Source organism: Paenibacillus sp. FSL H3-0302 (assembly GCF_037982245.1).
GTDB lineage: Bacteria > Bacillota > Bacilli > Paenibacillales > Paenibacillaceae > Paenibacillus_AQ > Paenibacillus_AQ odorifer.
In genome coordinates this window covers 5,203,635-5,217,906 of the sequence record NZ_CP150284.1, presented here as the reverse complement: position 1 = coordinate 5,217,906, position 14,272 = coordinate 5,203,635, and the positions used below count along the sequence as shown (strand labels likewise).

Below are 14,272 nucleotides of genomic sequence, written 5' to 3'. Positions count from 1 at the left end.
CGATGGGTGGGAGGAATTACTGGCACGTGTATAACCAGATGCGCCGTCATTACCTAGATACCGGAGTTGCCAAGGGACGTACGGATCTACTAGCTGAGTTTTCGGACATGGAGCCAGCGGAAGTGGACGAGGGTATTGCTGAGTTTGAGTTAGCAATCGGTATACGAATGAGGGGAGTCGATCTTAATGGTTGTAAAGAAGCGTAAGCCGATTGATCCGTTCTTCCAGCAGCAAAATTACTTCATGGTTGTGGATGAGACTGGAGCAATGGCAGGCATGGTGTATGTGCTTGATACATCGATGATGCCGGCTAAGCATCAAGGAGGAAAACGTAATGATTCAGTTTACGGTTTACGGAGAACCGGTCGCCCAGGGCCGGCCTAAATTTAGCACTGCCGGTGGATTTCCAAGAGCTTATGATCCCGCCAAATCAAGAGATTATAAGGATTACGTCCGATTGGCTGCCAGTGAGTATGCGCCGGCAGCACTGCTGGAGGGCGCCCTCGGGGTCGCAGTGACCGCTTATCGCTCGACTCCGAAGAGCTTTAGCAAGAAAAAGACCGCGGCCGCAGAGCGTGGTGATATTCTCCCAGTGACTAAGCCGGATGCAGACAACTACTTAAAGGGTGTTAAGGATGCCTTAAAGGGGGTCATCTGGAAGGATGATAGCCAGGTAGTGGACGCTTTTGTTCGTAAGCGGTACAGCTCTAGACCGCGTATAGAAGTGAAGATCAAGCAACTCTAATAAAAACTTGAGGGGAAGATCGATATGATAAAGGATTATGCAAAATTTAGTGCAACGGTAGCAAAGGGGATCAAGGTTGGCGACACAGAGGTTGAAATTAAACTGCTACTTCCGCTGAGAGTCATGCAGGAGAACTTCCTGTTTCTCAGCAGCAATCAAGGGGAAAAGATCAATGTTTTCATGGGAGATCCGCAGGCTGCTTTTGATTTCGATGAAGAGGACGGAGATATATACCGGGAAGTCACTGGCCGTCGTGTCATAACTGATGCTTCCGGTATCGCGATGAGCACAGAGAAGCTTGGTGAAGATGATCCAGATCAGGCTAACCTTTTTGAACAGCAAGAGGGGGGGATGGAAGGTGAACAGAAGACTGATGATATTGAGATTATTGAGTCGGAAGTAGGCGAAGATACTGTTGGTATGCAAACAGATGCTGGCCAGCATGAAGACGGTTCTGATCTGCAGGCCGAAGGTGCTGACCTTGAACCAGATTGGTTGAATGATGAAGCTGGAACTGATGGCCAAGCTAACGAGGGTGATCCTGATGAATCAGGAGAACAGGTCTTGAAAGGTGAAAGCTCTGATCTTGGTGGAGCTGCTACAGATGAGACTAGTAAGGAAGAACTGGACGCTTTCATCCTTGCTGAACGCCCAATCTTTCCTGAAGTCGAATATGAAGGACAGCCAATCCCGTTCCCTGTTCTTCTGGAGAAACGTATCAATGAAGATAAGACATGGCGCGAGATCGCTAATGAAAATGGCATGACTAGTGGGCAACTATCAACCAGATGGACCGCATATCGCAAACTGGCAGCAAAGAAAATGAAGGGTGGCGGAGGAGCAGCTTAAGCTGCTTTTCTCTTACCTAGGGAGGTGTCGCTTTGATCTTTGCGGTTTATGCACTCGCAATTGATAAATATATCGAAGTTGTGTGGGAAACGGCAGTGCGGAAACATCGCATTGCAGAGCTTCGGACACTGATCGACCAAGCGCTGGATGAGCGAGATAAAGAAGCCTTTAACCAGTATTCGACAGAGTTAAAAAGATTAAGGAAGGGGGAGTGAAGAAATGAAAAACCTAATACAGGTGGAGCTAGAGAAGCTTGAACCTCGGATTAAGTGGGTTACAAATATGATCAATGAAGCTGAAAATGAGGGGGTTTACAACGAGGGAGATCCTCAAGAGATGTATCTTCGGGGGATGTTTTATCAGATTAGCAGTAAATTGGACGAAGTTAGGCGTTATATACGCCAAGTGACGGCACCTGTGATTGAAGAAGGTATACTTCACAAAGGGAAAGATGGTAGGTACACAACCGGAAAGCATGCTTATTATACGTCCGGTGCTTCTATTGAATACTTGTTCGAAGATTCCACAGGAGAGAGTCGCTGGGTGTACTCCCATGTGGAGCACAATGGCAATGACTATTACATCGTTAACACCCCAGGTTGCTCCATGGAAGGATTGAAAGTTCGAGTTAAGAAGCTCCTTCTCTGGGATTAGGAAACAGCCCCAAACTGGTGCGGTACGACTTTGAAGAAACTATAGAGGGTTCTCTGAGATAGCGGTACGCATCCGGTTCACTGGCAGGAGGCCGAAGCTGAGTTGCTACGCCGTCGACGCAAACTGCTCACTAATAAATTCCATAAGAGATCATTTTGAGGAGACCAATATAAAAACCAACAGATGTCTTGAACAAAGTCCAAGACTACTGCTGGTTTATTGAACTAATGATTCCCGTTGGCGAAAAGTGACGTGACTTTTTATAATACTCGATAATTGAAGCATGCGGAATTTCGCCTACCTCTCCTACCAAAGTACGAAAAGCCATGCCATGCCCAGTAATTATCACCTTTTGAAATTCGAGATATTTGTCAATTACTTTCTCCATGCGATTTTTCAGTAGTTCTTTAGACTCCCAAAGTTTGGTTACACCAGGAGGATAGATTCCATGATTAGCATCATAATCGTCTCCCAGTTCTTTAAGCCTCTCCAATGAAGCATATTCAAATGTTAAGTCGGGTTGCCATTCTCTTAAATCGAATTCAATCCTTATTTCTAAACTGAGTTCCTTTGATAAAATAGCGGCTGTTTGAAGTGCTCTTGGGTAAGGAGAAGAAACAAGAACTTCAGCTTCTTTTAAACGTTCATCCTTTGCTGTCAAATTTACTTGGTTAACTCCTTTATTCGTAAGAGGAACCATGTCCCGACCATGTCCCTTTAATTTGTAATGTTCATTTATATCCCATTGAGGTTCACCATGGCGAATAAGATAAAATTGCGTCATTAAAATTCTCCTAGATCCATTTTATTACTAATTCTATTCGCTTCTTGTACTACGTAATCCTGCTCGCCAACTTAATGAAGCTTTTTCACCAAGAGTCATAGTTATTGTTGCACAGTACGAAGAAACACCACAATAACAATCTATCTATTAAGGGGTGAGAGGATATGAGCATACCAAGCCAAGGACACGGCAAAGTGGTGTTAATGTAATGCGTGGGTGAATATGTGCAACTGAGTGACGATTTAACCCGGTTTTGGTGCGCGTGTGGTCAACCGGCAGTGCATTGGTCTGAAGAAGTCCTATCACAGTATATCTTTAAATGCATCAAATGCAATTATAAGGAAAGAGGCAGCTATGACAAGTAGACCATTAACGAATCGCCAGGCAGAAACATTGGAGCTTATAAAAGGTTTCATCAATCAAAAAGGCTATGCTCCATCGGTTACCGAGGTTTCGGATCTCCTGAAGCTGAAGTCTCGTTCCACAGCGCATTCACTGGTTAAGCAGTTAGTGGACAAAGGTTACCTGGAGAAGACGGACTATGAAGTCCGGACGTTACGAGTGGTTGGGCAGAAAACTAGCGATTCGCTACAGTCACAGAAAGACTTAAGGGAGCAGAATTGGAGGTTGCTGCTGGAGAATGTGGAGTTGCGGAAGAAGCTTAAGCAACTTGAAAAATACTGAGACATACAAAGACCCCCATGTCCTTGGTCGGGGCGGGGGTTCAATCTAATACCTTCATTCGAATTATACCACGAGTGAGGGGATTATCTTGGGGAAAAGCGACAAATTAGCAATCCAACTGGCTTTTGACATCCTCCCGATCGACGAAAAGGAAACCCGCCGTCGGGTCGAAGAATATTTGGAGACAGTTCGTGTGTATCGGCAGATCGGCTTCGTGCGACGTCAGGCAGCACTTACGGCTAGCCCGGAGCCGCGATATCATGGATCTACCAATGCGATTAGCCGGACGACGGAGAATATAGCAATATGGAATACAGATAGGGAAAGTGAGCTAGAACGGCAATCGAAGCTGCTTGAACTGGCAATGGGAAGGCTCAAAAAGGCTGAGCGAGAAATCATACAGCTGCGTTACTTGGAGCATGAAGATGAGTATGATTCTATCTTGTGTGGAGAACTGGGAATGAGCGAGAGAAAATACCGCAGGGTCAAGTCGAGGGCTATATACATGTTGGCGTGTGCATTGGGGATTGAAGTACTTATTTATAAAAAAACACCAGATTAAAAACTGGTGTTTTTTTGTTCTTGTGGAATATAAATCCCAATAGTAAAATATTCCTATAAACCAATTCTTGATCTTGAGAAAGGAAGGGAATCGTGAAGAATATTGTATTTATAGGGGGTATTCACGGAGTTGGGAAGAGCTATTTGACTGAGAAAATTTCTTCTCAGTTGGGTATCAGGAGCTACTCTGCTAGCAAGTTAATATCAATGTTAAAAGAAAAAGAGTTCTCCACAAATAAATATATCGATTCAATAGATACTAACCAGGATCAACTTATACATTCAATAGAACTAAATACCAATGACACTGAATCATTTCTACTAGATGGCCACTTTTGCTTGCTGAACATAAATAGAGAAGTTGAAAAAGTTCCAAAGACGACTTTTCTCGCTATGTCTCCGAGGGCAATAGTCGTCTTGTTTGATTCAATTGTCAGTATCAAAAAAAGATTAGATGCAAGAGACTCTATTATATATGAGACTGACTTTCTTGAAAGATTTCAAGATTCAGAATTAGAGTATGCTAAGGAAATCTCTGAATTATTAGATGTCCCCATCCTATTATTCGACGTTACGAATGGTGACTTAACAAATCTGAGTCATTTTACAAGAAACATTTTTAATCCATTGTAAAATAACTTGTAATTTATTCCACAAAAAAAGGATGGGAAAGTATGAGTCGTGACAGAGAGTATGATCTTATTAAAGTGAAAAAATTCAAAGATATTAATCTAGATGATGTTTTTTTTGATACCCTAAAATCAGATTACCCTGGCTTTGAGGACTGGTTTCATCGAAAGCATGAGGAAAATGCCTTTGTTTTTGAGAATGACGATAATACAATTGTAGCCTTTATGTACTTAAAGATAGAGGACGAAGAAGTAAATGATGTTCAACCAAATCTGGCGAAGGATAAAAGATTAAAGATTGGTACTATGAAAATTGATGCTCATGGGACAAGAATGGGTGAGCGTTTTATTAAAAAAGCACTTGATTATGCAATGAAGTACGATTGTAACGAATTGTATGTTACAATTTTTGATAAACATAGAGGTTTGATAAAACATTTTGAAAAGTATGGATTCTATCTCCATGGGAATAAAATCAACAGTGAAGAGAGGGTTTTTAGGAAGATTTTCAATGAAGTTACTGGTGATACATTATTGGATTATCCTCGGATAAATAAAAATCGAAGAAAGTTCTTGCTGGGTATCTATCCAAAATATCACACCAGATTATTTCCTGATTCTATCCTAAATACGGAGAGTTTTGACGTAATTGAAGATGTTTCTTATACCAATAGTATACATAAAGTATATCTATCGGGAATCCCCGCAGTTGTTAACGTTAGTCAAGGTGATATAATAGTTATTTATCGAACTTCAGATAAGAAAGGTCCAGCGCGTTTTAGATCAGTTGCAACTTCTATTTGCGTTGTTGAAGAAGTAAGAAATATTAATAGTTTCACGAGTATAGAAGATTATCTGTCTTACTGTAAGCTTTACAGTGTATATTCTGATGAAGAGTTAATCAGAGAGTATTCTAAAAAAAAATATGTAATTAGAATGACTTATAATCTTGCATTGACGAAAAGATTGACGAGGGGAAATTTGATTGATTTAGGTGTAGATGGAGGCTATTGGGGTTTCTTTAATGTTAGAAATGAATGGTTTGAAAAAATACTTGAATTTGGTGGTGCCAATGAACGTTTTATTATCGATTAAACCAGAGTTTGTTGAAAAAATATTCAGTAATGAAAAAAAGTATGAATATAGAAAGTCAATATTCAAACAAAAAGTCAATAAGGTAATTATCTATGCAACAAGACCAGAAGGGAAGATTGTCGGGGAGTTCAGTATTGATAGTATCCTCCATGATGATCCGGATAGTATTTGGAATCTCACCAATAATTATTCTGGTATTACACATAGTTTCTTTAGGGAGTATTTTGATCATCGGAACGAGGCTTTTGCAATTAAAATTGGTGAAGTCAAAAAATATATAGTACCAATTGATCCAAAAAGTTTTGACTTTCCCTTTACTGCACCCCAATCTTTTTTATATGTTGATGATGAATATCGGCCACTTTCCCAAAAGAGCGAGACTTTAGATGAGTTGACTTTGTTTTGACCGCTTTTTGACCGATATCTGACCGCACAATGACCGTTCATTAGGCTTTAATCATGATATATTTGTACTGTTGAAATCAGGCGATAGTGACGCGGTAACAATGAGTATTTTTCTAAATCACTTCTTTATTTTTAAAGTTCTTGTATAGTATTCAATCCGGTGTGATAAGTATTACTCACACCGGATTTTTTGTTTAAAAAATTAATTTGACGGCCTGTCTTACTAGTAGATGTGAAATAACTATAAGTATTGCTATCATTAGGGCGATTAACAAACGAGCAAAAAAAGCAGGGCTATCAGGAGTTAGAAGAAAAGACATAACAAGTAACATCATGTTTAACAAGATGTAAAGTACATCAAGCTGTATAAATGTGTATATTCCTCTCTTATTTTTAGTATCTTGCGAGTTATTATGTGATGCTATCGCAGCAATGGATGCTATTAGGGCTACATAGCCAATAGCAACAGTGAAATTTATTGTTGCTACCTTCTCAAAAATAGAGCTTATTTCACTGGCATTATCAGTACCTTGGAAAATGAATAGTAATACAAATACAAATAGTGTTGCATAAACTAACCAGGTAATGAGACTTAAAGCTTTATTTAATATTTTTGATTCCATATCATTAACCCTTCATATTCAATTTTTTATTTTTCATGATGCATGTTCCTTTCATGAGTCTAAAATTCGACATCAATAAGAGGAAATTATTTCCTTTATGGCGAATACAGACCTATACGATCATTTTGCGGAGGGGTTTCAAATGGCAAGGAGAAAAAGTAAGGTGAAGCAGGAAGAGGAATTTATAAACGGGGTATTGGTACTTTCGTTATTCGGATCACTTGCCGGAACATATACTTTGACCAAATCAATGCAGATCTCAATTATTGTATGTATCCTAGTCATTGCAGTAGTTATTGCAGCACTGATTTCGCGGAAAATGAAGCATGAAGAAAGATTGAAGAGGTCAGGAATTGTTGAGATCGATAAAATGGATGGTGTTCAGTTTGAACAATATCTGGGTCACTTATTCCGATCTCAGGGGTACAAAGCTGAAGTTACACAAGCAGCAGGCGATTACGGGGCTGATCTGGTCCTATCAAAAGACGGTAAGAGAATTGTTGTCCAGGCTAAGCGGTACAGCAAGAATGTTGGACTGAAGGCAGTGCAAGAGGTTCGTGGGGCAGTTTCACATTACGGCGCTTCAGCTGCTTGGGTTGTAACGAACAGAGATTACACTGAGCAGGCTTACAAGTTAGCAAAGTCAAATCATGTACGTCTTATCAGCCGTGAAGAACTTATCGAAATGTTGCTCCAAATGAAGGAGAAGATGACAGCTGCTAAAAAAGCCAATAATGCTAAGACGAGCGCTTAAGCGAAATAGTGAGCAATAAAAAGCATGATATGTGAACAGATGTGCTCAAGCCTTATATTCACCGTCGGTGGTTTTGACTCTCACTTCAATGGCTCTGTAAAATGGTCTTGTCCTCCTCAGTAACTAAGCTCGTAAAGATTTTAAGCAAAGAGTGCAGCTCATTTGCTGCGGATGCGGAGCGGACGCCGTTCTTATAAAAAGTGTGAATTTTGCTCAAAGCGTAATTTTATCGCTGAAAAGCGTACATATCAAAGCTGAAGTCGCTCATTAATGGGCGGCTTTTTTTATTGGGGGAATTAATTTGAAGAAGAAGAAGCAACAGCAGCGGCGGTTAAAAGATCCGCCCCGGCAGCCGACTAAGTGTAAGGGCTGCATATGGGGGCGCTGGGAAGAAATCGCACAGTATTGTGCCAGAGTGAAATGTCAGAAGGAAAAATCTACCTGAATGTCGAAAAATGATGCCAGGAGGGATAAAATGTTTGACTTGATTGGGAATTTAAGAGAATTTAAAAATTTGACTCTGCTAAAATTATTGATCTTTTCCACGTTTGTTTTACTATTGCTTGTCTTTGTTAGAGAATTCATGCCGACTTTGTTTATCGATTTTTTAGAAACTGTATCCTATTTCTCAAAAAAATTAAACTATGAGAAATGGAAGTCTGTTCTACCATTAATTCAAATTTTGTTTGGTGCACTCGTTGTAATGTTTACTGTTGCGTTTATTATTGCGTTGTTCTTGTATGAATTTTACTGGAAGAAACAAAGAAATGCTCCGTATCTAAACGGAGAAAGAACTGTTTGGATCTCAATTAAATTTCCTTCATATCTCCTTTTAACAGCCTTGTTGTATATAAATTTAATCGGATATTTCAACATCTTAGAAATAGAAACTCTTGCTTACCAAGCTCCTATTTATATTTCGGGGATTATACTTATAATGACCTCGTTAGCTGGCGTGGCTAAACTTTTGCAGAGTACAGATTGAAGTATGACAACATCTTTTGAAAAGGGCGATAAATAGCCTTCTATGAGCCGTTCTCAGGCTCTGAAAGTAGGAACGTGCATTTGTGTGGTGACGTGTGGAAAAGAGCAGGACAAGCTACTTCTCTTTGTCTCTCGCTGAGTTCCGGCCTTCTCAAAGATTTAAAACCAACTCAACTTAAAGCTAGGGCAGTTTTTCTTCACTTTTCTTCTTGACCATGGTCATATATTGTCTGATACTGGAAGATAAGGCGAGGAAATAGGAGGTTTAATATTGGCACTTGGAGAGGCACTATCAGCAATTGGTTCAATTCTTTCTGGTATTGCAGGTGTAGCTGGAGTTTGGTTTACATTGGAAGTTCGCAAGGAGCAAAAAACTTTGAAGGAGACAATGGCTAAGTTTTACATAGAAAAGGTGAAAATAAGAATCGAAAGAATAATGAGTGCGCTAGAAAAGAATTTCAGTAATATTGGTGAAATAAATATTATTGTCCATAGTACTCCACGAGACTTCAATAACATAGGTCGTGATGGGATTGAGAACTCAATTGGAGTTAATGAAGAAAGAATCATTGAAAAAATAACAGACGTTTATAACAACTATTTGCATGAATGTTGGTTAAATCGCGAAGATACATCTAAATGGTTAACACCTACTTCTGTAAGAGACATTGAAAATATTAATGAGAAATCGAAGAAGTGTTATGAAATTATAAACGAATTTTATAATAAGTTATAAAGGAATGCGCCGTATTAGGCGCTTTTTCTTTTGGAGAGGAGTTTTCATATGGACATCAGAATCATACCGATCGAGCAGCTCAATCCAGCTGCCTATAATCCGAGAGTCGAGCTTCAGCCAGGCGATCCGGAGTATGAGAAGCTTCGCCGCAGCCTGGATGAATTCGGCTACATTGACCCGATTGTGTGGAATGAACAGACCGGAAACATGGTCGGCGGTCATCAGCGGTATAAGATACTGGTCAGCGAACAGGGTCTCACAGAGCTGGCCGTATCGGTGGTCAATCTGGACCCAGAGCGGGAGCGACTGCTGAATCTGGCACTGAATAAAGTGTCTGGTCGCTGGGATGACGAGGCGCTGGCGCAATTACTAGGTGAGCTGCAAGAGGGTGGGGCCGATCTGGCGCTGTCCGGTTTTGATGCAGGAGAAGCCGAGAGGTTAATTGCTGATTTCACTGAACCGGCTGCCGATCAACTTGGAGACTTTCAGAACCGTGAATTAGATGTGAGTGAATTCGATGAGTCACACTTTGACTGCAAATGTCCTCGTTGCGGATTCGTCTTTGATAAAGAGGATATATCATGAGTCGTCCAACATGGGATTGGCGGCTATCAGATCTTTCCAACGTCCCGAAGAATGGGAGAACGGTATTTTCTTGCTTCTCCTGTGGTGGCGGCTCCACGATGGGATATAAGATGGCAGGATACACGGTGCTGGGTAATGTAGAAATTGACCCACAGATGATGCGGATCTATCGGCAGAATCATAAGCCGAAGTATCCCTTTCTCATGCCTATTCAGGAATTCAAGGCGGTATCTAATTCAGAGCTTCCACCTGAGTTGTTTGACCTAGATATCTTGGATGGTTCGCCGCCTTGTAGCGTATTTTCCATGTCAGGAGATCGAGAGGACAAGTGGGGTGGGGAGCATGCATTCCGCGAGGGACAGGCAGTGCAGCGACTGGATGATCTTTTCTTCGATTTTTTGGACGTTGCAGAGAAACTTCTACCTCGAGTAATTGTCGCCGAGAACGTTCGGGGAATGATGGTTGGTAAGGCTCGTGGGTTCGTTAGCCTGGTCTTGTCTCGCTTTCGAGAGCTTGGATATAGACCACAACTCTTTCTTTTAAATTCTGCTACTATGGGCGTTCCTCAAAAACGGGAACGCCTTTTCTTTATCGCTTCTCGGGAGGATCAAGAATTTCCATTGCTCCAATTGAATTTCAACGAGCCGCCTATACTATATGGAGATATTCGTAGTGGAGATGGATCTCTGATAAATCCAGACAGCAAGACATATACCCGCTGGCACAAACGACGTCCACCAGATTTGAATATGGGCGATGTGACTGAACGAGAAGAAGGGAAAATGAGCAACTTCAACACGATCCTGCTTAAAGATCAGAAGGTAGCGAACACTCTAGCCAGTTCATCTGTGTTTCTCCGGACGGATAAGCCGCGACACATCAGCGATATGGATGCTATTCGTATGCAGACTTTTCCAGCAGACTATGATTTTATGGATGCTAATGTGCAATATGTATGCGGTATGAGCGTCCCACCATTGATGATGAAGAGGATCGCTGAACAACTTCACTTACAGTGGTTTAAGACAAATTAAAAGGAGGACGCACTAACGTCCTCCCAATCACCCAGGGTATCCCCCGGCTGAGACAACGGCGCGCCACGCGTGGCATTTTCGGACATCCGCTGTCTCGCATTCCATCATAACGGAAAGTCGAGGGGTACGTAAATGGGAACACAAGATGAAATTTTATTGCAGCACGAACTTGAAGTTATGGCTGGTATCCTGGAAAGCAAGGCGCAGTACCGAAAAATTGTTAAGGCCGGCATAGCCAAGTGGGTCAAGGACTTCCAGGACGGCCAGATTGAAATTAAGACGGTGGACGATCTGAAGAAGCTGATTGAAATAGATATTGAGCTGCAGAAGGACGAGTTATAGTCTTTAGAATATATTGGGAAATTACGATATTTAAAGAGAGGTGTTTAATGAGGGAGGAATGATAATAATGTTTCGCAAGAGATATGCTTTTACCAAATACACTGATATCGTTAAACAATTGCAGTTAGATAAGGCCACCGATATAAAGACTGCTGTTGTGAAATTAAAAGAAGGGAAAAATAAGTTGTTTTTAAAAAGTACATCGGACTTGAAATTAATTCAGATCGAGCTTAGTTCACTAGTAGAGGATAATAAACAAGTTGCGTTACTTACAAGTACAATGACAATAACCATAGCAGTATTCACAATTATCACCAATCTTATGAAAGAAACTGCTGTTAAAGGTGATCCTTATTTTACTTTGCCTTTATTAATTATTTATATAGGTGTTCTTTTGATAGGTATGTTAAGAATTACAAGGAGGTTCTCCATCAGTGCAAGGCAATTAAACTTGTTAAATGACCTTCTAACATTGCTAATTAAAGAGCGTGATTTATGGGATGAGAAGCATGCTGAAGCATACGCTGAGTATTTAAAGTGAATATTCTCTTCTAAACTATCTATTTTATATTTGGATGAACCGAAATTTGTTCATCCTTTTTTTGTTGGGGAGGTGGTGAAATGTAGCATGGCCAGAGAGCGAAGTCCCGAGCGGGACAGGGCAATGCAGATGTGGCTAGAGGGCAGCGGAAAGATGAAGCTAAAGGACATCGCCGCTGCTCTTTCTATTCCAGACAGCAAAGTCCGAAAGTGGAAGACGATGGACGGTTGGGAAGAAGAGCTGAAAGGGAGCGTTTCACCCGAATCCAAAGGGAGCGCTCCACTTCGCGGCGCTCCCAAAGGGAACAGAAACGCAGTTGCTAATCGCGGCGGAGCTCCCCCAGGCAATCAGAATGCCAAGGGAAACAGCGGTGGTGCCGGTGGGCCGCCTGGCAACAAGAAGGCAGTCACCACAGGCGAGCATGAAACCATTTGGTTGGATGCGTTAACCGAAACCGAGCAGCAGCTCATCGATCAGGTGGACACTGACCCGATCATCCAGGCGAATGAATCCCTTTATCTTCTAACGATCCGTGAGCGCCGCATGATGCACCGGATCAAATCCCTGATGGAGGGGTTATCGGAAACAGAGCGCAACGTGTGGTACGAGATGAAGGCCATCAAAGAAGTCTCTGAGATTCACGATGAGAAGACCGGCATCACGAAGAAGATTCCACATAGCCGCAATGAAATGATAGAATCGAAGATCGAAGAGAAAGGCTTTCGAAAGCTGGATGATATCGTGAAGTTGGAAGAAGCTCTGACTCGCATCCAAGATAAGAAGATTAGGGCCATTGAGCTGAAAAATCGATTAACTGACGATGAAAAGCGTATTCGTATCGAGACCATGGAGTATGAGTTGCATATGCTTCGTGGTGGTGGCAAAGATGATTTTGAAGACGACGGCTTTATGGATGCGCTGAAGGGTAGGGCGGCGGAGGTGTGGAACGATGGCGAAGCTTAAACTCAAGCCGCCGGCATTCAAATGGGCTCCATTCTCCAACAAGCAGCTTAAAGTTCTTACTTGGTGGATGCCAGAGAGCCCGCACCACGATAAAGATGCAATCATCTGTGATGGTTCCGTCCGGGCCGGCAAGACGGTCTGCATGTCATTCTCCTATATAGCCTGGGCAATGGACACCTTCCGAGGAGAACAGTTCGGCATGTCAGGGAAGACCATTGGTGCGCTACGACGTAATGTGGTCGGGCCGCTGAAACGCATGCTGGCCAGCCGCGGATATCATGTTCATGATAATCGATCTGAAAATGTTTTGACTGTGACCCGGGGCTTAATAAGCAATCGGTTCTTTTTATTTGGTGGACGAGATGAAAGCTCACAGGATTTAATTGCCGGGATCACGCTGGCCGGGATGTTCTTCGATGAAGTGGCGCTCATGCCGAAGTCTTTCGTTGACCAAGCGACTGCTCGTTGTTCCGTAGATGGTGCCAAGCTCTGGTTCAACTGTAACCCTGCAGGACCTTATCATTGGTTCAAAAAGGAATGGCTGGATCAACTGCAGAAGAAGCACGCGCTGCACCTACACTTCACAATGGAGGATAATCTCTCTCTTTCTGAACGGGTGCGTGAGCGGTACCGGCGCATGTACAGCGGGATCTTCTATCAGCGGTACATCTTAGGGCTTTGGGTCATGGCCGAAGGCGTTATCTTTTCCAAGTTCAATGATGCGATTCACAAAAAATCGCGGAACTGGTTCCCAGCCAAGTTTGATCGCAAGTTCATTTGTATTGACTACGGGGCTAATAACCCGACGGCATTTCTAAAGTATGGAGTCCGCGGGAACGTCTATTATGAGCTGGATGAGTATTATCACAATATCCGCCATAAGGGAGAGAAAACGAATGGCGAATATGCTGATGACCTGGAAGCCTTTATTGACGGAGATGAATATTCGATCTTCATCGACCCGTCAGCAAAGGCTTTTATTATTGAACTGAAGAAGCGGGGGATCAACAATATCCGAGCTGCGGTGAATACCGTACTGGATGGAATTCAGACGGTGTCTAACCGATTTCAGAATAATGAACTTTATATCTGTGCCGATAACACCAATTCGCTTCAGGAGTTGGTGTCTTACGTATGGGATGAAAAAGCCGCCGAGCGCGGCGAGGACAAGCCCATTAAGCAAAACGACCATACCTGTGATGCACGCCGATACGGTATCCATACGGATTATCTGTTGCAGCGTGTGAAGCAGCGTAAAAAAGAGAGAGAGGAGCGATCTGATCATGATGTGGGGTGGGTGTAAG

General features: G+C 42.2%; 23 protein-coding genes. 21 read left to right on the top strand and 2 right to left on the bottom strand.

Annotated elements, in window-relative coordinates; all coding sequences use genetic code 11:
* Positions 1-2 precede the first annotated feature (2 nt).
* Genes MHH50_RS23275 through MHH50_RS23250 form a run of 6 tightly spaced genes read left to right on the top strand, consistent with a single transcriptional unit; the run spans position 3 to position 2,248 of the window.
* Positions 3-206, top strand: a complete 204-nt coding sequence (locus tag MHH50_RS23275; RefSeq protein WP_340033496.1) for a hypothetical protein — start codon at positions 3-5, stop codon at positions 204-206.
* Positions 187-384 carry a hypothetical protein gene (locus MHH50_RS23270; protein WP_340033495.1) on the top strand — a complete coding sequence of 66 codons (198 nt, stop codon included), beginning with the start codon at positions 187-189 and terminating at the stop codon, positions 382-384. The genes MHH50_RS23275 and MHH50_RS23270 overlap by 20 nt, the downstream gene beginning before the upstream one ends.
* Positions 335-745, top strand: coding sequence for a RusA family crossover junction endodeoxyribonuclease (locus MHH50_RS23265; RefSeq protein WP_340033494.1), 411 nt, complete (start codon positions 335-337; stop codon positions 743-745). Before MHH50_RS23270 ends, MHH50_RS23265 begins: the two co-directional genes overlap by 50 nt.
* A gap of 24 nt (positions 746-769) precedes the next feature.
* Complete coding sequence (locus tag MHH50_RS23260; RefSeq protein WP_340033493.1) at positions 770-1,594, top strand: hypothetical protein; 825 nt, start codon at positions 770-772, stop codon at positions 1,592-1,594.
* Between the two features lie 32 nt (positions 1,595-1,626).
* Positions 1,627-1,809, top strand: a complete 183-nt coding sequence (locus MHH50_RS23255; RefSeq protein ID WP_340033492.1) for an IDEAL domain-containing protein — start codon at positions 1,627-1,629, stop codon at positions 1,807-1,809.
* A 4-nt stretch (positions 1,810-1,813) separates the two neighbouring features.
* Positions 1,814-2,248 (top strand): DUF5348 domain-containing protein, encoded by a 435-nt coding sequence (locus tag MHH50_RS23250; RefSeq protein ID WP_340033491.1) that lies wholly within the window; start codon positions 1,814-1,816, stop codon positions 2,246-2,248.
* 205 nt (positions 2,249-2,453) lie between these two features.
* On the opposite strand, the gene MHH50_RS23245 is transcribed toward MHH50_RS23250, so the two are convergent.
* On the bottom strand, positions 2,454-3,032 hold the full coding sequence (locus tag MHH50_RS23245; RefSeq protein WP_340033490.1) for a histidine phosphatase family protein: 579 nt from the start codon (positions 3,030-3,032) through the stop codon (positions 2,454-2,456).
* A 354-nt stretch (positions 3,033-3,386) separates the two neighbouring features.
* Between MHH50_RS23245 and MHH50_RS23240 the strand changes: the two genes are divergently transcribed.
* From MHH50_RS23240 to MHH50_RS23220, 5 genes are all read left to right on the top strand, one after another.
* Complete coding sequence (locus tag MHH50_RS23240) at positions 3,387-3,716, top strand: helix-turn-helix domain-containing protein (RefSeq protein WP_340033489.1); 330 nt, start codon at positions 3,387-3,389, stop codon at positions 3,714-3,716.
* Between the two features lie 88 nt (positions 3,717-3,804).
* Positions 3,805-4,278: an ArpU family phage packaging/lysis transcriptional regulator gene (locus MHH50_RS23235; protein WP_340033488.1), complete on the top strand. Its 474-nt coding sequence runs from the start codon at positions 3,805-3,807 to the stop codon at positions 4,276-4,278.
* A gap of 92 nt (positions 4,279-4,370) precedes the next feature.
* Positions 4,371-4,910, top strand: a complete 540-nt coding sequence (locus MHH50_RS23230) for an ATP-binding protein (RefSeq protein WP_340033487.1) — start codon at positions 4,371-4,373, stop codon at positions 4,908-4,910.
* A 41-nt stretch (positions 4,911-4,951) separates the two neighbouring features.
* Positions 4,952-6,001 carry a GNAT family N-acetyltransferase gene (locus MHH50_RS23225; protein WP_340033486.1) on the top strand — a complete coding sequence of 350 codons (1,050 nt, stop codon included), beginning with the start codon at positions 4,952-4,954 and terminating at the stop codon, positions 5,999-6,001.
* On the top strand, positions 5,940-6,407 hold the full coding sequence (locus MHH50_RS23220) for a hypothetical protein (protein WP_340033485.1): 468 nt from the start codon (positions 5,940-5,942) through the stop codon (positions 6,405-6,407). Before MHH50_RS23225 ends, MHH50_RS23220 begins: the two co-directional genes overlap by 62 nt.
* Before the next feature lie 193 nt (positions 6,408-6,600).
* Here the strand turns inward: MHH50_RS23220 and MHH50_RS23215 are convergent, their stop codons facing one another.
* Positions 6,601-7,029 carry a hypothetical protein gene (locus MHH50_RS23215; RefSeq protein WP_340033484.1) on the bottom strand — a complete coding sequence of 143 codons (429 nt, stop codon included), beginning with the start codon at positions 7,027-7,029 and terminating at the stop codon, positions 6,601-6,603.
* A gap of 142 nt (positions 7,030-7,171) precedes the next feature.
* On the opposite strand from MHH50_RS23215, the gene MHH50_RS23210 reads away from it, so the two are divergent.
* The 10 genes from MHH50_RS23210 (at position 7,172) to MHH50_RS23165 (ending at position 14,271) form a co-directional block, all read left to right on the top strand.
* The gene (locus MHH50_RS23210; RefSeq protein ID WP_340033483.1) at positions 7,172-7,783 is read left to right on the top strand and encodes a restriction endonuclease; all 612 of its coding nucleotides are present in this window, start codon (positions 7,172-7,174) and stop codon (positions 7,781-7,783) included.
* Positions 7,784-8,084: 301 nt separating this feature from the next.
* Complete coding sequence (locus MHH50_RS23205; protein WP_340033482.1) at positions 8,085-8,228, top strand: hypothetical protein; 144 nt, start codon at positions 8,085-8,087, stop codon at positions 8,226-8,228.
* Between the two features lie 30 nt (positions 8,229-8,258).
* A complete protein-coding gene (locus MHH50_RS23200) occupies positions 8,259-8,768 on the top strand; it encodes a hypothetical protein (protein ID WP_340033481.1) in 510 nt (169 codons plus the stop codon).
* 270 nt (positions 8,769-9,038) lie between these two features.
* Positions 9,039-9,503 (top strand): hypothetical protein, encoded by a 465-nt coding sequence (locus MHH50_RS23195; protein WP_340033480.1) that lies wholly within the window; start codon positions 9,039-9,041, stop codon positions 9,501-9,503.
* Positions 9,504-9,551: 48 nt separating this feature from the next.
* A complete protein-coding gene (locus MHH50_RS23190; RefSeq protein WP_340033479.1) occupies positions 9,552-10,088 on the top strand; it encodes a ParB N-terminal domain-containing protein in 537 nt (178 codons plus the stop codon).
* Positions 10,085-11,122 carry a DNA cytosine methyltransferase gene (locus tag MHH50_RS23185; protein ID WP_340033478.1) on the top strand — a complete coding sequence of 346 codons (1,038 nt, stop codon included), beginning with the start codon at positions 10,085-10,087 and terminating at the stop codon, positions 11,120-11,122. Before MHH50_RS23190 ends, MHH50_RS23185 begins: the two co-directional genes overlap by 4 nt.
* A 132-nt stretch (positions 11,123-11,254) precedes the next feature.
* The gene (locus MHH50_RS23180) at positions 11,255-11,464 is read left to right on the top strand and encodes a hypothetical protein (protein ID WP_340033477.1); all 210 of its coding nucleotides are present in this window, start codon (positions 11,255-11,257) and stop codon (positions 11,462-11,464) included.
* A 67-nt stretch (positions 11,465-11,531) separates the two neighbouring features.
* Positions 11,532-12,005 carry a hypothetical protein gene (locus MHH50_RS23175; protein WP_340033476.1) on the top strand — a complete coding sequence of 158 codons (474 nt, stop codon included), beginning with the start codon at positions 11,532-11,534 and terminating at the stop codon, positions 12,003-12,005.
* A gap of 30 nt (positions 12,006-12,035) precedes the next feature.
* On the top strand, positions 12,036-12,968 hold the full coding sequence (gene terS / locus MHH50_RS23170) for a phage terminase small subunit (protein WP_340033475.1): 933 nt from the start codon (positions 12,036-12,038) through the stop codon (positions 12,966-12,968).
* A complete protein-coding gene (locus MHH50_RS23165) occupies positions 12,955-14,271 on the top strand; it encodes a PBSX family phage terminase large subunit (RefSeq protein WP_340033474.1) in 1,317 nt (438 codons plus the stop codon). Before terS ends, MHH50_RS23165 begins: the two co-directional genes overlap by 14 nt.
* Position 14,272: the final 1 nt, after the last annotated feature.